Raw genomic sequence first — 18,300 nt, 5'->3', positions numbered from 1 at the left:
GAACGTCGTGAATACGGAAATCGATGCCACCCGTCCCGCGCCCGGCGTTGCCGGTCTGCTGGGCCACCTGCGCGCGCTGCTGCGCATGGGGCCGGCCGGCGGCCGCGTCGGCACGCTGAGCCGGCTTGCGATCGACGGCCTGCCCGATGCATGGACGCAACTGGAGGCGGGGGGCCTGTACGCGATCTACGCGGCCGGCGGCACGCCGGCGTGCGATGCGCTCGTCTGGGAAAGCGCGCGGCAGGCACGCACGCGCGATGTGACGGTCGTCCTCGCGCGCGACGCGGCCCGCGTGGCCGACCAGATGGCATCGCTCGGCTTCGCGGGCGGCGTGCAGCCGGCCGGCTGGCCGCGCAACCTGACCGTGCTGGCGATGCCGCCGGCGGCCGAGCCGGCCGACGACGGTCTCGGCACCGGCGCGCCGCGCCGCGCGGCGCCGGGCCCGTTCGCGCGGCTGACCGGCGGCCTGCGCGCGATGAGGCGCTACGGTTTTCGCGCGCGTTCGCTGTATTTCGTGGAAGGCGCCCAGCGCTGGTTCAGCTGGGACGATCCGGTCGCGCTCGCGGATGAAGCCCGCGCACTGGCCGACTGGTGCCGTACGCACCGCCTCGCGCTCGTGCTGCTGCTCGACCCGGAGGCCGCGCGGGCGGGCGACGACGCGCGCACCGACGATGCGCCGCTCGTGCGCGATGCGGACCGCACGCCGCGCAGCGGCTTCCACGGTATCTGCTCGGGCGTCGCGCAGTTGCAGCGCACGCATGGCGAGCTGCTGTGGATCGTCGATTTCTGGCGCGTGGGCGACACGCTCGCGGCCGGTGAAGTGCGGCCGCTGCGCTTCGCGCCCGGCGGCCGGCTGTCCGCGAGCATCGACGGCGGCGCGACCGAACCGGCATACCGGATGAAGCTCGCGAGCGACGAGGACCGTGTCATCGTCAGCCGCGCGGTGCTCGACGACACGAATCGCCTGCCCGCCGACTGGGAAATCGTCGAAGACAACGCGGCTGTCGTCGCGGCCTGCGCCCGTGCCCAAGCCGCGACCGCGGTGCTCGCGTTCCGCTCGCATGCGCAGCTCGAGGCGTTGTGCGCGGACGTGCATGCGTTGCGCCGGCAATGCGGCGGCGCGCTGAAGATCGCGGTCGTCGAGCGCGGCGAAGTGCTGCGCCAGCAGTTCGAGATGCTCGTGCTGAGCGTCGGCGCGAACCGCGTGGTCGCGCGCGACTTGCCGGTCTCGCGGATGCAGGCGGCCGTGCACGCGCTGCGCGGCCAGCTCTACGCGCGGCCGGTCGCACCCGACTATCGCGCGGCGCTCGCGGCCGCGCTCGGCGATTCGGTGCTCGGCTATCTGCCGGTCGGCGCATTCTGCCTGCGCATTCGCGCGGTGCTCGATCGCGGCGCCGTGCTCGCGCTCCCGCACACGCTCGCGAAGATCACGCTGCTGCCGGGCGTGTCGCACGTCGATGCGTTGCGGCACTGCCGCCCGCGCCGGGCGGGCGACGTCGTGACGGCCGATCCCGGGCATCTGTTCGTGTTCCTGTTCGCGTGCGAACCGGCCGACGCCGACGATGCGCTCGCGCGGATCTTCGACGTGCCGGTCGACACGCTGTCCGATCGCGTCGTATGCCTCGGAAAGGGCAGCATCGACACCGAGCTCGATGCGCTGAAAGCCGAGAACCGGCGCGCGCCGATCGCCGACTACAGCGACCTGTTCGCGGCGACGCACCCGGCCAACGGCGCGCGCACGCCGCTCGCGGATGCCGGTCCCGGCGAGACGCCCGCCGAGGCGAGCGATGCGATCGATGCAATCGATGCGATCGTCGCGCTCGAGGCGATCGGCGCGCCGCCGGCGCCCGATGCCGTCGACGCACCGGCGCCGCATCCCGTCATTCCCGCCGCGCGTGCGCGCGGCGCTACCCGCAGCGCGATGCCGCTGCGCAAGGAGGAGCGCGCATGATTGCCGTACTCGTCATCGGTTTCATCGTCGGCATCGTGATCGCGGTGCCGGTGTGGATCATTGCGCAGCACCTCGGCGTCGGCCGCGGCTTTCAGGCGCCGCGCGGAATCGACCGGCGCGACGCCGTGCCGTGCGAGCTCGTGCCGGTCGCGTTGCGCGGCCGGTTGCTGCCCGGCGCCGAGGGCGGCGACAAGGCGGCCCGATGAAGACGATCGCCATTACGTCGACGACCGGCGGCGCGGGCCGCACGACGCTTGCCGCCGCACTTGCGGTGCTGCTCGCGCGCCGCGGCCGGCCGGTCGTCGCCGTCGAATTCGATGCGCAGAACCTGATGGGCGCGACGCTCGGCCTCGACACGCTGGCCGAACACGGCCTCGCGCAAAGCATGCTCGGCGGCGCCGAACCGTGGCATGCGCACACGTGGCGCAATGCCGACGGCGTGCTGTTCGTGCCGTACGGGCAAGTTGATGCGGTCGACGCAGCCGCATGCGATGCGCGGCTCGCGGCGGATCCCGCATGGCTGTCGCGCGCACTGGACGAGATCGCGCTGCCGGCCGACGGCGTGGTGCTGGTCGACACCGCGCGCTATCCGTCGCCGCAGGCCGAGCAGGCGATTCGCCGCGCGGACCTGACGCTCGTCGTCGTGCCGCCGGAGCCGGCCGCCTGCGCGACGACGGCCGCGCGGCTCGGTGCGCTGCGGGCCGGCGCCGGTGAGCTGCAGATCGTCGTGAATCGGCTGAATCCGGCACGCGACATGCAGCGCGACGCGCTCGCGATGCTGCGCGCGGTCGCCGGGCCGGCGTCGATGCTCGAACAGCGGATCCACGTCGACGCGGCCGTGCCCGAGGCGCTCGCGCGCGGCAGCTGGATTTTCGACGACGCGCCGTATTCGCAGGCGTCGCACGACCTGAACGGCGTCGCGAACTGGGTCCATGCGTGGCTGACGGCCGTTGCCGCGGGCCGCACCGGAGCGGCGCGATGAAGCCCGCGCGCGCGCCGCGGTTGCGCACGCTCGGCCGCCGTGTGGCCGACTGGTGCGCGCGCGGCATCGGCCTGCCGGCCGAGCGCACGCTGGTCGACTGGCTCGTGCGGCTGTTTTTCCACGCACCGCCGCCGGGCCGGCCCGATCACGTGCGCCGCTGGGTGCGCATCGCGTTCCTGCGGCTCGCGCACGACTGGGGCGTGCTGCAGCCGTTGAGCCCGCGCGAATGGCTGTGGCGCGCGATCGTGCGTGCGCCGCGCGCGGCCGACGGCCGGCCCGCGCGCGATCCGCTCGCATGGTTCGACAAGACCGTCGTGCCCGCTTACGTGGCCGTCCGCGCGGTCGGCCGGCGCATCAACGCGCTGCTCGATCGTCTGCCGTGGGCACGCTGGGGCGGCTGGCTCGATACGCGCGCGAACGGCGTCGGCCGGCGCGGCTGGCTCGCGCCGCTGCTGCTGGTGGCCGGCGCGGTGCTGTGGGCCGCGGCCGGGATGTCGCCGCTGATGCCCGGCGCGCAGTTCGCCTTCTTCGCGATCGTCGCGGTGCTGGCGCTCATGCTGCGCCGTCTGCCCGGCCATCTGCCGACGCTCGCGCTCGCATCGCTCGCGCTGCTCGCGACGGTGCGCTACGTGTGGTGGCGCACGACGCAGACGCTCGACTTCCGCAGCCCGGTCGAGGCCGTCGCCGGCTACCTGCTGTACGGCGCCGAAGCCTATACGTGGATGATCCTGCTGCTCGGCTTCGTGCAGACCGCGTGGCCGCTCGACCGGCCGATCGTGCCGCTGCCCGACGACCCCGACACCTGGCCGACCGTCGACGTCTATATCCCGACCTACAACGAGCCGCTGTCGGTCGTGAAGCCGACCGTGTTCGCCGCGCAGAGCATCGACTGGCCGACGGCGAAGCTGCGCGTGTACCTGCTCGACGACGGCCGGCGCTCCGAGTTCGCGGCGTTCGCGGCCGAGGCCGGCATCGACTACCTGACGCGCGACGACAACCGCCACGCGAAGGCCGGCAACATCAACCGCGCGCTGCCGAAGACGCACGGCGAATACATCGCGATCTTCGATTGCGATCACGTGCCGACGCGCTCGTTCCTGCAGACGACGATGGGCGTGTTCCTGCGCGACCCGAAGTGCGCGCTCGTGCAGACGCCGCACCATTTCTTCTCGCCCGATCCGTTCGAGCGCAACCTCGGCACGTTCCGCGAGATCCCGAACGAGGGCAACCTGTTCTACGGGCTCGTGCAGTCGGGCAACGACCTGTGGAACGCGACGTTCTTCTGCGGCTCGTGCGCGGTGCTCAAGCGCAGCGCGCTGGAGGAGGTCGGCGGCGTCGCGGTCGAGACCGTGACCGAGGATGCGCACACGGCGCTCAAGCTGCACCGGCGCGGCTACACGTCGGCGTACCTGCCGACCGTGCAGGCGGCCGGCCTCGCGACCGAAAGCCTCGCGGGCCACGTGAAGCAGCGCACGCGCTGGGCACGCGGGATGGCGCAGATCTTCCGCATCGACAACCCGTTCCTCGGGCGCGGGCTCGGCCTGATCCAGCGGATCTGCTACGGCAACGCGATGCTGCACTTCTTCTACGGGATTCCGCGGCTGGTGTTCCTGACGATTCCGCTCGCGTACCTGTTCTTCCACCTGTACTTCATCAACGCGTCGTCGCTCGCGCTCGCGAGCTACGTGATCCCGTACCTCGTGCTCGCGAACGTCGCGAACTCGCGGATGCAGGGGCGTTTCCGCCATTCGTTCTGGGCCGAGGTCTACGAATCGGTGCTCGCGTGGTACATCGCGCTGCCGACCACCGTCGCGTTCTTCAGTCCGAAGCACGGCAAGTTCAACGTGACCGACAAGGGCGGCAAGATCGACGAGGGCTACGTCGACTGGTCGACGTCGAAGCCGTATCTGGTGCTATTCGGGCTGAACGTGCTCGCGATCCTGGCCGGCCTGTGGCGGCTGGCGGCCGACCAGGGCGACGAGGCGTCGACGATCCTGATCACGCTCGGCTGGACCGTGTACAACCTCGCGATGCTCGGCGCCGCGCTGGCCGTCGCGCGCGAGACCAAGCAGGTGCGCGTCACGCACCGGATCGCGATGCGCGTGCCGGCCATGCTGCTGCTGGCCGACGGGTCGACGGCCGCGTGCTTCACGAGCGACTACTCGACCGGCGGCCTCGGCCTCGAAGCCGTGCCGGGGCTGCCGCTCGCTGTCGGCGACACGCTGACGGTGTGCGTGACGCGCGGCGATCGGGCGTTTCCGTTCCCGGTGCGCGTGACCCGCGTGACGCCGACGCACGTCGGCGTGAGCTTCGAGGCACTGACGCTCGAACAGGAGCGCCAGCTCGTGCAGTGCACGTTCGGCCGCGCCGATGCGTGGCTCGACTGGCATGAAGGCGAGCGCCTCGACACGCCGCTCGGCGGGCTGAAGGAAGTGCTGCGGATCGGGCTGGACGGCTACGTGCGGATGTGGAAGGGCGCGGCGCGCGGCGTGCAGGCGATGCTGGCGCCGAAACTCGATCGGGCGCGCGACTGACGCGGCGCCCATCATGGAGTGGTTTAGATGACGTTCTGGAATCTGTATTTCATCCTGAAGTTCGCGCTGTTCGCGACCGGGCACCTGCAGCCGTTCTGGCTCGCGAACCTCGCGTTCGCGGTGGCGCTCGCGGCGAGCGCGCCGATCCGGCGGCGCGCGTGGCGCATCGTGCGGCAGATCGCGGCGATCGCGATCGCGGTGCCGCTGCTCGCGCGCGAGATGCACGCGCCGCCGCTCGCGCGCCTCGTCGATGCCGCGCGCGAAGTGAGCACGTTCCGTTTCGACTACTGGATGGAACTGCTGCCGCGCCTGCTGCCGCCGTTGCTGGTGCTGACGGTCGCCGGCGCGCTGATCGTCTATTTCATCGTGAACCGCTGGCTGCGCGTCGCGACGTTCGTGCTGGCCGTGCTGATCGCGATGCCGCTGTGGCAGGCCGGCAGCGGGCTGATGGCGCGCGTCGTCGCGCCGGCCCCGCAGCAGGCGAACGCGACGGGCGCCACGCGCGCCGACCAGCCCGAGGATCACAACGCGGCGCTGGCGACGTTCCGCGCCCAGGAGTCGCAGCGGCAGGTGGCGTTCGGCCATCTCGGCCAGGATCCGGCCACGCAGTTCGACGTGATCGTGCTGCACATCTGCTCGCTGTCGTGGGACGATCTCGATGCGGCGAAGGTGCGCAACCATCCGATGCTGAGCCACTTCGACTACCTGTTCACGAACTTCAGCACGGCCGCGAGCTACAGCGGCCCGGCGGCGATCCGCGTGCTGCGCGCGAGCTGCGGGCAGGAGGCGCACGCGGACCTGTACAAGCCCGCGCCGCAGCAGTGCTACCTGTTCTCGCAACTGGCGCGCGCCGGCTACTCGGTGCAGTCGCTGCTGAACCACGACGGCCATTTCGACAACTTCCTGCAGGTGATTCACGACAACATCGGCGTGGCCGATGCGCCGATGATCTCGAACGCGGCCGCGCCCGTCGCGATGCACGCGTTCGACGGCTCGCCGATCAAGGAGGACTATTCGACGCTCGCGAACTGGTACGCGCAGCGCGCGTCGGTGCCGGGGCCCGTCGCGCTGTACTACAACACGATCAGCCTGCATGACGGCAACCGTGTCGTCGGCAGCGCGCTGACGAGCATCGACTCGTATCCGCAGCGCGCGACGAAGCTGATGACCGACTTCGACCGGCTCGCCGACCTGATCGCGCAATCGGGCCGCCGCGCGGTGATCGTGTTCGTGCCCGAGCATGGCGCCGCACTGCGCGGCGACGAGAATCAGATCGCGGGCCTGCGCGAAATCCCGACGCCACGCATCGTGCACGGCCCGGTCGGCGTGCGGCTCGTCGGTTTCGCCGGCAACCATGGGGCAACGACCGTGATCGACCAGCCGGCCAGCTTCCTCGCGCTCGCGCAGTTGCTGTCGAACCTGGTGTCGAACAGCCCGTTCAAGCCTGGCACGACGCTCGCGCAATACGCGGCGGACCTGCCGCGCACGCGCATGGTCGGCGAAAACGAGGGCACGGTGACGATGCAGACGGCCGCGGGTTACGCGGTGAAAACTCCGGACGGCGTATGGATCGACGAACACTAATCCTTCCCGGCGACGGCGACGACGATCGCCTGTCGCAACCCAACGACGTGATCGGTCTGTCGCGGCACCTGCCCGCGCTCGATCCCGAACGGTATGTCGACGAGCAGGCGCGACGCGCGTTCGTCGAATCGCTCGATCGCTGGCCGACGCTGGCGAAGCTGATGGGATTGAAGCCGTAAACGCAAGACGGCCGGCGTGGGTGCCGGCCGTCGCTTCCTCTCAGGCGGTCCTGCCGATCCTGCCTATTGCGCCTTGCGCGCCGGCTGGCGCGTCCATTCGTGTTCCTCGCCCGGCACCTTGCCGAAGGTTTGATCGGCCCATGCCGAGCGGGCCGCATCGATCTTCGCGCGCGCGCTCGAGACGAAATTCCATTCGATGAAACGCTCGCCCGGCAGGTGCGCACCGCCGAGCAGCATCACGCGCGCGCCGTTCGCGCTCGCGAGCGCGACGGTCGCGCCCGGTTCGAGCACGGCCATCGTCGCCGCGGCGAGCGGCGTGCCGTCGACGGTGAGATCGCCGTCGACGAGATAGACGCCGCGCTCCTCATGCTCCGCATCGAGCGCGAGCCGGCCGCCCGGCGTGAATTCCGCGTACGCATAAAGCGTCGGCGAGAATACGGCGACCGGCGACGCCAGCCCGAACGCGGTGCCCGCGATCACGCGCACGTTCGCGCCGTCGCGCGTGAACGACGGCAGCGTGTCGGCCGCGTGGTGCACGAACGCGGGCGCGGTGTCTTCATGTTCGACCGGCAGCGCGACCCAGGTCTGGATCCCGTGGACCGGCTGCTCGCGCGGCCGATCCTCGTCGGGCGAGCGTTCCGAATGCACGATGCCGCGACCGGCCGTCATCCAGTTCACGTCGCCCGGCACGATCTTTTGCCGGAAGCCGAGGCTGTCGTGATGCATCAGCGAGCCGTCGAACAGGTAAGTGACCGTCGCCAGCCCGATGTGCGGGTGCGGCAGTACGTCGATGCCGTGGCCGGCCGGCAGCACGGCCGGGCCCATTTCGTCGAAGAAGATGAACGGGCCGACGAGGCGCGCGGCGCGCGCGGGCAGCACGCGGCGCACGACGAGGTTGCCGATGTCGCTTTCGCGCGGCGTGAGCAGGGTCTTGATCGAGGCGGACATGGTGGGGGGATGCTCGTGGTCGGTGCGACAGGCGATCAGGCGATCGCCGTGTCGATCGTGATCGGGTGCGTGAGGATCTTGTGGACCGGGCACGCGTTCGCGATCTGCAGCAGGCGGTCGCGCTGCTCGTCGGTCAGGTCGCCGTCGAGCGTGATGCGGCGCACGATCGTGCTGCCCGCGCCGCCCGATTCGTGCGCGAGCTTCACGTGCACTTCGGCGAGCGGCCAGCCCTTGCGTTGCGCGTACATCTTCAGCGTGATCGCGGTGCACGCGCCGAGGCTCGACAACAGCAGCGCGACGGGTGTCGGCGCCGCGTCGCCGCCGCCGAGCGCAGCCGGTTCGTCGGCACGCCACTGATGGACGCCATCGCTGAAGTGGACGAGGTAATCGACCGAGCCGATGCTCGCTTCGACGGACAGTTCGCTCATTGCAGTTCCAGGTGGGGAAAGGGGGCGGGCCGGCGGCGTGGCCGGCCGGGCGTTACGGTTCGAGCAACCGCTGCAGCCGCAGCTCCTCGAAATCGAGCTCCGATTCTATGCGGTGCAGCACCGCGTCGTCGACCTTGCCGTCGCGGTGCAGGTCGAGCAGCGCGCCGCGCGACACGCCGACGAGTTCGAGCTCCACGCGCAGCATGCGCGTGCGCACGCCGGCGGGCTCGGCGCCTTGCCGGTGCGCGCGTTCGTTGAACGTGACGCGGTTGCGGTATTCGGCGAGCAGGCGGTCGAGCGACGGACGCTCGAGATCCGACCCGCGCCGCTCGCGCGCGTCGAGCTCGGCGAGCGCCGCGCCGAAGGTATGCGCGCGCACCGCATGCTCGGACATCGTGCGGCGCGCGGCCGGGCGCAGCTTCAGCACGCGGATCAGCGGCGCAAGCGTGCCGCCTTGCACGACGAGCGTCGCGATGATCAGCAGGAACGTGCTGAACAGGATCAGGTCGCGGCCGGGGAAGTTGGCCGGCAGCGCGACCGCGGCCGCGAGACTCACGACGCCGCGCATGCCCGACCAGCCGAGCACGACGGCCTCGCGCCACGACCACGGCGCATGCCCGGCGCGCGGCGCGCGCAGGCGGCCCGGCAGCCACATCGCGGCGAATACCCACACGACGCGCGCGCCGATCGCGGCGGCGGTGGCGGGCAGCGCGACGCGCAGGCCGGCCATCAGCACCGCGCCTTCGTGGTTCACGCGCGCGAGGATCGCGTGCAGCGCGAGACCGATCAGGATGAACACGAGCGCGTCGAGCACGAACACGATCGCTTCCCACGTCGCCTTTGCCTTGATCCGCATGTCGGCGTCGAACACGCGGTGCTGGCGCGCGCCGAGCACCAGGCCGCAGGTGACGACCGACAGCACGCCCGAGCCGTCGACGGCTTCCGCGACGCCATAGCTGCCCCATGCCATCGCGAAGGTCACGACGATGCCGAGCATCGGGTCGCGCAGGCGCGGCAGCACCCAGCACATCGCATGGCCGCAGGCGAGGCCGACCGCGATGCCGATCAGCGTGAGCGAGAAGAACAGGCCGGTGGCGCTCGCGGCCGTGATCGACACGGCGAGCGCGGCCGAGACGGCCATCTGGTACAGCAGCAGGCCCGACGCGTCGTTGACGAGGCTTTCGCCCTCGAGCACCGCGACGAGCCGCGCGGGCAGCGGGTGGCGCTGCAGGATCGCCTTCGCGGCGACCGCGTCCGGCGGCGACACGATCGCGCCGAGCGTGAAGCACGCGGCCCAGGGCAGATCGGGGTTCGCGGCATGCACGGCGAGTGCGACCGCGACGGTCGTGAACGCCACCGCGCCGAGCGCGAGCGACGCGATCGATGCGAGTTGCTCCCGGAACTCCTTCCACGCGGTGTAGAACCCGCTCGACATCAACAGCGGCGGCAGCACGGCCGCGAGCAGCAGCGCCGGGTCCATGTCGGGCACGCGCTTGCCGGCGATCGCGATCGCGCAGCCGCCGAGCAGCAGCACGACGGCCGGTGGAATCGAGATGCGCTCGGCGAGCCACGTGAGCGCGCCCGCACCGCAGATCAACAACAGCAGGTAATGGAACAGTTCGACGTTGGTCATGCGCGGCCGGCAGGGAAGGGAGTCGTCACGACGGCTTGCGGTCGTTCGTCGTGCCGCCCGGCAGCGCGCCGAACATGTGCTGGCTGCACTGTGCGTCGCGCCATGCGGTGTTCAGCCGATGGCCGGACAGCATCCGGCGCGCGACCGGCAGGATCTGTTCGCCGGCCAGCATGCCGAGCAGGCCGGTGAGCGCGATGATCGGCGGCGCCGGCGAGTTCACGCCGAGTGCGCCGTAGATGACGCCGGCGAGGATGCCGGCGAGCAGTGACAGGAAATACGGTTTCATGGTGGGCATCCCGTGATGGCCGACGAAGGCGCGTCGCGCGTCGTCAAGGTCTTGAAAGCGTATCGGGTTTACATGAAGAAAAAAAGGGCGGGTCGCCCGGATCGGGCATCGATTGCGGAATCGGACCGATTCCATTTCTTGGGTGTTCGCGCCGCGCGTTTGCGGATTAAATGTTCGGGCCGGATGACGATCCGGCACCGACGCATCTCCGGCTCCTCCCGTTTTCACGGCCGAGGCAGGCCTCCCTTTTTTCGTTCACAGGACACCTTGCGCCATGAGCAATCCGAAACTCGAAGTACTGACACCGCAGAACAGCCAGCTGATCTTCATCGACCAGCAGCCGCAGATGGCGTTCGGCGTGCAGTCGATCGATCGCCAGACGCTGAAGAACAACGTCGTCGGGCTCGCGAAGGCCGCGAAGGTCTTTGACATTCCGACCACGATCACGACGGTCGAAAGCGACAGCTTCTCGGGCTACAGCTATCCCGAACTGCTCGACGTGTTCCCGAACCAGAAGACGCTCGAACGCACGTCGATGAACTCGTGGGACGACCAGAAGGTTCGCGATGCGCTGGCCGCGAACGGCCGCAAGAAGGTGATCGTCTCGGGCCTGTGGACCGAGGTCTGCAATACGACGTTCGCGCTGTGCGCGATGCTCGAAGGCGACTACGAGATCTACATGGTGGCCGACGCGTCGGGCGGCACGTCGCAGGCCGCGCACGACTTCGCGATGCAGCGGATGGTGCAGGCCGGTGTCGTGCCCGTCACGTGGCAGCAGGTCGTGCTCGAGTGGCAGCGCGACTGGGCGCGCCGCGAGACGTACGACGCGGTGATGGCGCTCGTGAAGGAGCACTCGGGCGCGTACGGGATGGGGGTCGACTACGCCTACACGATGGTCCACAAGGCCGCACAGCGCACCGCGACGCCGCACGAGTCGCTCGCGCCGGTGCCGGCGAAGTAACGGGCTGCCGGATGCGATCGCCGCGGGGGATGCGGCGATCGCCTGTCATCGGCCGCCACGCATTCAGGCCGCCGGCAATGCCCACGGCGCGTGCGAGAAGTGTTCCGCGAGGAAGTCGAGCAGTACCGTCACGCGCGCGGCGCGCAGCATGCCGGGCGGCGTGACGAGGTTCACGTTGATGTCGGCGATCTTCCAGTCGCTCATCACTTCCTCGAGTTCGCCGCGCTGCATCGCCTCCCACACGAGGAACTCGGGCTGCAGCGCCAGGCCGTGACCCGCGACGAGCGCGGGAAGGATCACGTCCGCGTTGTTGGTGCGGATGCGTCCGTGCACGGACACGCCGACTTCCTCGCCCGAGGCCGGGTGACGGAAGCGCCAGTGTTCGGGTGTCGGCAGGTTCGTGTAGGTGAGGCACACGTGCTGGTCGATGTCGCGCGGGTGCGCGGGGCGGCCGCGCCGGTCGAGGTAGGCCGGCGCCGCGACGAGCGGCCGGCGCACCGCGCAGAGGCGGCGCGAGCGCAGCGACGAATCGTTGAGCTCGGCGATGCGGATGGCGACGTCGAAGCCGCCGGACACGATGTCGACGATGTGATCGGTGAGCACGAGGTCGATGTCGACGCGCGGATAGCGCTCGAGAAATGCGGGCAGCACCGGCGACAGGTGGCGCAGCCCGAACGACATCGGCGCATTCACGCGAACGAGGCCGTGCGGTTCGAGCGCCTGCGCGGACGCTTCGTTCTCGATCAGCTCGGCGTCGGCAAGCAGGCGGATCGCGCGGTCGCGCAGCAGTTCGCCGGTCGGCGTGAGCGACAGCTTGCGCGACGTGCGGTACAGCAGCATCGCGCCGAGGCGCTTTTCGAGGCGCGCGATCGCCTTCGACACGGTCGGCTGCGACACGCCGAGCAGGTCGGCGGCTTTCGCGAACGAGCCGGTCTCCGCGACGCGCGCGAAGATGGCCCAGGCTTCGAGATCAGGAAGGTGTTGCATGGTCGGAATGAATGGCAGGGAAGCGAAACGGATGCGATGTGCCGCGAAGGCGGAACGCGCGATGCAGGTGATTCTAATCCGGCCGGGAGAAAAATCGTTATGGAATCTTATCTACTTTCGTTGGGCGCCGGCGTGCTGATCGGCGTCGTATACAGCGTGATCAAGGTGCGCTCGCCGGCACCGCCGCTGATCGCGCTGGTCGGCCTGGGCGGCATGCTGATCGGCGCACAGGCGATCGCGCCGGTTCGTCACTGGCTCGGCTTCTGACCGCATCGAGGACACTTCATGAGCGCAACCGATACTCAACCCGATCTCATCCTGCACAACGGGCGCATCACGACGCTCGACCGTGCGAACCCGGTCGCGACGGCCGTCGCGATCAAGGACGGCCGCTTCGTCGCGGTCGGCGGCAACGCGGACGTCGTGCCGCTCGCGGGTCGCGCGACGAAGGTCGTCGACCTCGACGGCCGCACCGTGCTGCCGGGCCTGATCGACAACCACACGCACGTGATTCGCGGCGGCCTGAACTACAACCTCGAGCTGCGCTGGGACGGCGTGCGTTCGCTCGCCGTCGCGATGGAGATGCTCAAGCGCCAGGTCGCGATCACGCCCGCGCCGCAGTGGGTGCGCGTGGTCGGCGGCTTCACCGAGCATCAGTTCGCGGAGAAGCGCCTGCCGACGATCGACGAACTCAATGCGGTGGCGCCCGATACGCCGGTGTTCATCCTGCACCTGTACGACCGCGCGCTGCTGAACGCGGCTGCATTGCGGGTGGTCGGCTATACGAAGGACACGCCCGAGCCGCCGGGCGGCACGATCCTGCGCGACGACGCGGGCAACCCGACCGGGCTGCTGCTGGCGAACCCGAACGCGACGATCCTCTACGCGACGCTCGCGAAGGGGCCGAAGCTGCCGTTCGACTACCAGTACAACTCGACGCGCCATTTCATTCGCGAGCTGAACCGGCTCGGCGTGACGGGCGTGATCGATGCGGGCGGCGGCTCGCAGAATTATCCCGACGATTACGAAGTGATCCGCAAGCTGCACGACGCGGGCGAGATGACGGTGCGGATCGCCTACAACCTGTTCACGCAGAAGCCGAACGCGGAGAAGGAAGACTTCGTGAACTGGACGAAGAGCGTCACGTATCACGACGGCACCGACTATTTCCGCCACAACGGCGCGGGCGAGATGCTGGTGTTCTCCGCCGCCGATTTCGAGGACTTCCGCGTCGCGCGGCCGGACTTGCCGGCAGAGATGGAAGACGATCTCGAAGGCGTCGTGCGCGTGCTCGCGCAGAACCGCTGGCCGTGGCGCATGCATGCGACGTACGACGAAACGATCAGTCGTGCGCTCGACGTGTTCGAGAAGGTGAACCGCGATATTCCGCTCGACGGACTCAATTGGTTCTTCGATCATGCGGAAACCGTCTCCGAACGATCGATGGACCGCATCGCCGCGCTCGGCGGCGGCATCGCGGTGCAGCACCGGATGGCGTACCAGGGCGAATACTTCGTCGAACGCTACGGCGCGCAGGCGGCCGAGGCGACGCCGCCGGTCGCGAAGATGCTCGAGAAAGGGCTCAAGGTGTCGGCCGGCACCGACGCGACGCGCGTCGCGTCGTACAACCCGTGGGTGTCGCTCGCGTGGCTCGTGACGGGCAAGACGGTCGGCGGGTTGCGGATGTATCCTCGGCGCAACCTGCTCGATCGCGAGACCGCGCTGCGCATGTGGACCGAGTACGTGACGTGGTTCTCGAACGAGGAGGGGAAAAAAGGGCGCATCGCGGTCGGGCAACTGGCCGACCTGATGGTCCCGGATCGCGATTTCTTCACCTGCGCGGAGGACGATATCGTGGACACGTCCGCGCTGCTGACGGTGGTGGGCGGCAGGATCGTGTGGGGCGCGGGGCCGTTCGCGTCGCACGATGCGCCGATTCCGCCCGCGATGCCCGACTGGTCGCCGGTGCGCGAGTACGGCGGTTACGGCGGCTGGGGCGCGACACGGCGCGACGGTGCACCGCTGCAGCGTGCGGCGGCAGCGGCCGCCGCGTGCGGCTGTTCGAGCGCGTGCAACGTGCATGGGCATGCGCATGCGGGCGCGTGGGGCCGCGCGTTGCCGACCTCGGATGCAAAGGGCTTCTGGGGCGCGTTCGGCTGTTCGTGCTGGGCGGTCTGACATGGCGACCCCGACCAACCCGGGCCGTGTCGGCAACCCGGCATGGGTCCGTGCGCTGCTGGCGCAGCCGTGGGTCCTGCCGCTCGTGCGTCTGGCGCTGGTGTCCGCGTACCTGATCGGCGGCGTCGCGAAGGCGCTGGACTTCGGCGGCGCGGTCGCGGAGCAGGCGCATTTCGGCCTGCACCCGGCCGCGCTGTGGGCGGCGCTCGCGATCGCGGTCGAGATCGCCGGCTCGCTGTGCGTGGTGTTCAACCGCTTCACTTGGCTCGGTGCCGGCAGCCTCGGTATGCTGACGCTGGTCGCGATGGCGGTGGCGAACGATTTCTGGAACCGCACGGGCGCCGAGCATTTCATGGCACTCAACAGCTTTTTCGAGCATCTCGGACTGATCGCGGCACTCGTGCTCGCGACACTGCTCGCCGATACGAAGCACGCGGCCGGTGACGGCCGCACGACTCGATGACGATGACACAACCAGGAAAACCCTTCATGAAATCCATTCGTTCCGTGTTGCTCGCCGCAATGATCGCGGGCGGTCTCGCCGTCGCGCCGGTCGCATTCGCGAAGACGCCGGTCACGAAGGCTGGCGCGACGCCGGCCGTGGCCGTCGGCCCGCAGTACGACACGACGCACGTGTGCGTGGCGCCCGAGGACTTCGACCGCTTCACCGACAGCTTCGTCGCGACCTTCGGCGGCAAGAAGTCGAAGCAGGGCGTGTTCCAGGTCACGCCCACGCCGAGCCAGACGATGTCGCAGCTCGTGCTCACGCCGGTCGGCACGATCTCGGTGTTCGGCTTCAAGACGCCGATCCCGTATCCGTTCTGCGCGGAGCGCACCGGTTATCTCGTCACCGATCTCGACGTCGCGATGAAGTCGGCGCGCGCGCACGGCGCGGACGTGGTGGTCGACACGTTCCCCGACCCGATCGGCCGCGACGCGATCATCCGCTGGCCGGGCGGCGTGAACATGCAGCTGTACTGGCATACGGAAGCGCCGCACTACGATGCGCTGGAGACGGTGCCCGAGAACCGCGTGTACGTGTCGCCGGAAAGCGCCGACACGCTCGTGCGCGACTTCGTCGCGTTCTCGCACGGCAAGGTGGTGTCCGACGTGCGCCGCGCGCCGGGCGTCGAGATCGGCCGGCCGAACGACACGTACCGGCGCATCCGCATCGAATCGGGCTTCGGCAAGATGACGGTGCTCGCCACCGACGGCCATTTGCCCTACCCGTTCGGCCGCGAGATGACCGGCTATGAAGTGCGCGATCTCGCCGCGACGCTGAAGCAGGCGCAGGCCGCGGGCGTGACCGTGCTCGTGCCGGCGTTCACGTCGGACGGCCGCGATGCGGCGCTCGTGCAGTTCCCGGGCGGCTACGTCGCCGAGATCCACGCGGGCGCGGCGCGATGAAGCACGAGGATACGATTCTTGCCGCGGTGGCCGGCTTCGTCGACACGCTGAGCTTCGTCGCGCTGTTCGGGCTGTTCACCGCGCACGTGACGGGCAACTTCGTGCTGATCGGCGCGGGCATCGCGGGCTTCGGCCAGGGTGTCGTGCTGAAGCTCAGCGTGTTTCCCGCGTTCGTGTGCGGCGTGATCGCGAGCAGCCTGATCGCGCGGTCGATGTCCGCGCGGCCGGCCTGGCAGGGTACGCGTGCGCTGCATGCGGTACAGGCCGTGCTGCTGCTCGGCTTCTGCGCGGCCGGCGTGTGGGCGACCCCCGTCACGCAGCCCGACAGCCTGCCGGCGCTCGTGGCCGGCATCGTCGGCACGTTCGCGATGGGCGTGCAGAACGCGCATCCGCGCGTGATCCCGCGCGCCGGCGTGCCGAACACGGTGATGACCGGCAACGTCACGCAGGCGATCCTCGACGTCGTCGATATCCTGTCCGCCGGCACGGCCGACAGCGTGCGCGCGGCCGCCCGCGCGCGCTTCGCGAAGATGCTGCCGGCGATCGTCGCGTTCGCGCTCGGCGCGGCATGCGGTGCGCTCGGGTTCCGCTACGTCGGGTTTCCGGCGTTGCTCGCGCCCGTCTGCGCGCTGGCGGTGCTCGCGCTGCGCGCGTCGCAAGCGGCCGGCACCGTCAAGCCGGAGCACGCATGAGCCGGCGGCGGGAACGGCATCGTCGCGCGCGCCGCTTCGATCGTGCGGCACGGGCGTCGGTCGTCGCGGGCTTGCTGCTCGCGGGCGCCGATGCCGCCTGCGCGGAAACGGCAACCGCCGCGACCACGACGTCGGCCGCCGACGGCGCCGCATCGACCTGTACGGCCAAGCGGCCGACCGTACTGTTCAATCGCTGGCAGGAAGACTGGTCGGTGCTCGCGAATCCGTGCGTGCCGCGCGCGCCGCTCGACGGGTTGAAGTACATTCCGCTCGGCAGCGATCCGGCTGCCTATCTGTCGCTCGGCGTGAACCTGCGGGAGCGCCTGGAGACCAACGATGCACCGCTGTTCGGCATCGGCTCCGCGCAATCGGACACGTACCTGATCCAGCGCGTCGAAGTGCACGCCGATGCGCATCTCGGCCAGCACTGGCAATTCTTCGTGCAGTTGCAGGACGACCGCGCGTTCGGCAAGAACACGATTTCGCCGGTCGACAAGAATCCGCTCGATCTCGAACAGGCCTTCGTGACCTACACGGGTGCGCTCGGCGGCGGCACGGTCAAGTTCCGCGTCGGCCGCCAGGAGATGGCGTTCGACCTGCAGCGCTTCATCGCCGCGCGCGACGGCCCGAACGTGCGGCAGGCGTTCGATGCGGTGTGGGCCGACTACGAGTACCGGAAGTGGCGTTTCATCGGGTATGCGACGCAGCCGGTGCAGAACCGCACCGTGTCCGCGTTCGACGACGTGTCGAACCGCGATCTCACCTTCAGCGGCGTGCGCTTCGAGCGGCAGTCGGTCGGGCCCGGCGACCTGTCCGGCTACTGGTCGCGCTACAACCGCAGCAACGCGCGCTTTCTCGATGCGAGCGGCGCCGAGCGGCGCGACGTGTGGGACCTGCGGTACACGGGCACGCAGGGCCGCTTCGACTGGGATCTCGAGACGATGCTGCAGACGGGCACGGTCGGCAGCAGTTCGATCCGCGCGTGGGCGGTCGGCTCGATCGCCGGCTACCGGCTCGACGCGCCGTGGTCGCCGCGCGTCGCGCTGCAGGTCGATGCGGCGTCGGGCGACCGGCATCCGCACGACGGCCGCGTCGGCACCTTCAACCCGCTGTTTCCGAACGGCTATTACTTCACGCTGGCGGGATTCACGGGTTACTCGAACCTGATCCACGTGAAGCCGTCCGTGACGTTGAAGCCGTCGGCGAACCTGTCGCTGCTCGGCGCGCTCGGTTTCCAGTGGCGCGAGACGACCGGCGATGCGGTCTACCAGCAGGGCAACGCGGTCGTGCCGGGCACGGCAGGCAAGGGCGGGTTGTGGACGGGGATGTACGTGCAGCTGCGTGCGGACTGGACGATCGCCGCGAACCTGATCGGCGCGATCGAGGCCGTGCATTTCCAGGTCGGCGATGCGATCCGGCAGGCGGGCGGGCACAACGCCGACTACGTCGGCGTCGAGCTGAAGTACGGCTGGTAACGCGCGGGTACGCGATGCATGAAAGAAGGGCGGCCGGCAGGCCGCCCTTCGTGCGTTCGGGCCGGCTTCGCCGCC

18 protein-coding genes are annotated in these 18,300 nt (G+C 69.8%); 13 read left to right on the top strand and 5 right to left on the bottom strand.

Translation table 11 applies throughout. The annotated features are described in order from the left end of the window. The first annotated feature begins 7 nt into the window (after nucleotides 1-7). The 6 genes from bcsE to HWX00_RS04700 are packed head-to-tail and all read left to right on the top strand — an operon-like array spanning nucleotide 8 to nucleotide 7,230. On the top strand, nucleotides 8-1,951 hold the full coding sequence (gene bcsE, locus HWX00_RS04725) for a cellulose biosynthesis protein BcsE (RefSeq protein WP_175027987.1): 1,944 nt from the start codon (nucleotides 8-10) through the stop codon (nucleotides 1,949-1,951). Then, complete coding sequence (locus tag HWX00_RS04720; RefSeq protein ID WP_034186734.1) at nucleotides 1,948-2,157, top strand: hypothetical protein; 210 nt, start codon at nucleotides 1,948-1,950, stop codon at nucleotides 2,155-2,157. Before bcsE ends, HWX00_RS04720 begins: the two co-directional genes overlap by 4 nt. Then, entirely contained in the window at nucleotides 2,154-2,933 is a 780-nt protein-coding gene (bcsQ, locus tag HWX00_RS04715) for a cellulose biosynthesis protein BcsQ (RefSeq protein WP_175027988.1), read from the top strand. The genes HWX00_RS04720 and bcsQ overlap by 4 nt, the downstream gene beginning before the upstream one ends. Then, a complete protein-coding gene (gene bcsA, locus HWX00_RS04710) occupies nucleotides 2,930-5,467 on the top strand; it encodes a UDP-forming cellulose synthase catalytic subunit (RefSeq protein WP_175027989.1) in 2,538 nt (845 codons plus the stop codon). Before bcsQ ends, bcsA begins: the two co-directional genes overlap by 4 nt. Nucleotides 5,468-5,494: 27 nt before the next feature. Then, nucleotides 5,495-7,051 (top strand): cellulose biosynthesis protein BcsG, encoded by a 1,557-nt coding sequence (gene bcsG, locus HWX00_RS04705; protein WP_175027990.1) that lies wholly within the window; start codon nucleotides 5,495-5,497, stop codon nucleotides 7,049-7,051. After that, nucleotides 7,033-7,230: a hypothetical protein gene (locus HWX00_RS04700; protein WP_034186737.1), complete on the top strand. Its 198-nt coding sequence runs from the start codon at nucleotides 7,033-7,035 to the stop codon at nucleotides 7,228-7,230. Before bcsG ends, HWX00_RS04700 begins: the two co-directional genes overlap by 19 nt. Nucleotides 7,231-7,293: 63 nt before the next feature. Here HWX00_RS04700 and HWX00_RS04695 read toward each other — a convergent pair whose 3' ends face one another. Genes HWX00_RS04695 through HWX00_RS04680 form a run of 4 tightly spaced genes read right to left on the bottom strand, consistent with a single transcriptional unit; the run spans nucleotide 7,294 to nucleotide 10,525 of the window. Further along, nucleotides 7,294-8,178, bottom strand: coding sequence for a pirin family protein (locus tag HWX00_RS04695; protein ID WP_175027991.1), 885 nt, complete (start codon nucleotides 8,176-8,178; stop codon nucleotides 7,294-7,296). 35 nt (nucleotides 8,179-8,213) lie between these two features. Continuing rightward, nucleotides 8,214-8,606: an OsmC family protein gene (locus HWX00_RS04690; RefSeq protein WP_034186739.1), complete on the bottom strand. Its 393-nt coding sequence runs from the start codon at nucleotides 8,604-8,606 to the stop codon at nucleotides 8,214-8,216. Between the two features lie 52 nt (nucleotides 8,607-8,658). Further along, complete coding sequence (locus tag HWX00_RS04685) at nucleotides 8,659-10,239, bottom strand: cation:proton antiporter (protein WP_175027992.1); 1,581 nt, start codon at nucleotides 10,237-10,239, stop codon at nucleotides 8,659-8,661. Between the two features lie 25 nt (nucleotides 10,240-10,264). After that, nucleotides 10,265-10,525, bottom strand: coding sequence for a XapX domain-containing protein (locus HWX00_RS04680; RefSeq protein ID WP_034186741.1), 261 nt, complete (start codon nucleotides 10,523-10,525; stop codon nucleotides 10,265-10,267). 274 nt (nucleotides 10,526-10,799) lie between these two features. On the opposite strand from HWX00_RS04680, the gene HWX00_RS04675 reads away from it, so the two are divergent. Continuing rightward, nucleotides 10,800-11,486: a hydrolase gene (locus HWX00_RS04675; protein WP_034186742.1), complete on the top strand. Its 687-nt coding sequence runs from the start codon at nucleotides 10,800-10,802 to the stop codon at nucleotides 11,484-11,486. 63 nt (nucleotides 11,487-11,549) lie between these two features. On the opposite strand, the gene HWX00_RS04670 is transcribed toward HWX00_RS04675, so the two are convergent. Beyond that, the gene (locus HWX00_RS04670) at nucleotides 11,550-12,473 is read right to left on the bottom strand and encodes a LysR family transcriptional regulator (RefSeq protein ID WP_034186743.1); all 924 of its coding nucleotides are present in this window, start codon (nucleotides 12,471-12,473) and stop codon (nucleotides 11,550-11,552) included. 99 nt (nucleotides 12,474-12,572) lie between these two features. Here HWX00_RS04670 and HWX00_RS04665 point away from each other — a divergent pair, with 99 nt between their 5' ends. Genes HWX00_RS04665 through HWX00_RS04640 form a run of 6 tightly spaced genes read left to right on the top strand, consistent with a single transcriptional unit; the run spans nucleotide 12,573 to nucleotide 18,225 of the window. Continuing rightward, complete coding sequence (locus tag HWX00_RS04665; protein ID WP_059557006.1) at nucleotides 12,573-12,740, top strand: DUF1427 family protein; 168 nt, start codon at nucleotides 12,573-12,575, stop codon at nucleotides 12,738-12,740. 18 nt (nucleotides 12,741-12,758) lie between these two features. After that, a complete protein-coding gene (locus HWX00_RS04660) occupies nucleotides 12,759-14,651 on the top strand; it encodes an amidohydrolase (protein ID WP_175027993.1) in 1,893 nt (630 codons plus the stop codon). Nucleotide 14,652: 1 nt separating this feature from the next. Beyond that, nucleotides 14,653-15,114, top strand: coding sequence for a DoxX family protein (locus HWX00_RS04655; RefSeq protein WP_034186746.1), 462 nt, complete (start codon nucleotides 14,653-14,655; stop codon nucleotides 15,112-15,114). A gap of 26 nt (nucleotides 15,115-15,140) precedes the next feature. Continuing rightward, nucleotides 15,141-16,058, top strand: a complete 918-nt coding sequence (locus tag HWX00_RS04650; RefSeq protein ID WP_175868091.1) for a glyoxalase — start codon at nucleotides 15,141-15,143, stop codon at nucleotides 16,056-16,058. Then, nucleotides 16,055-16,750 carry a YoaK family protein gene (locus tag HWX00_RS04645; RefSeq protein ID WP_049035816.1) on the top strand — a complete coding sequence of 232 codons (696 nt, stop codon included), beginning with the start codon at nucleotides 16,055-16,057 and terminating at the stop codon, nucleotides 16,748-16,750. Before HWX00_RS04650 ends, HWX00_RS04645 begins: the two co-directional genes overlap by 4 nt. Beyond that, the gene (locus tag HWX00_RS04640; RefSeq protein ID WP_175027994.1) at nucleotides 16,747-18,225 is read left to right on the top strand and encodes an alginate export family protein; all 1,479 of its coding nucleotides are present in this window, start codon (nucleotides 16,747-16,749) and stop codon (nucleotides 18,223-18,225) included. Before HWX00_RS04645 ends, HWX00_RS04640 begins: the two co-directional genes overlap by 4 nt. The last annotated feature ends 75 nt before the right edge of the window (nucleotides 18,226-18,300 follow it).

This window comes from Burkholderia seminalis DSM 23518 (genome assembly GCF_902832885.1).
GTDB classification, from domain to species: Bacteria; Pseudomonadota; Gammaproteobacteria; order Burkholderiales; family Burkholderiaceae; genus Burkholderia; species Burkholderia seminalis.
This window is presented reverse-complemented; position numbering and strand designations above follow the sequence as displayed.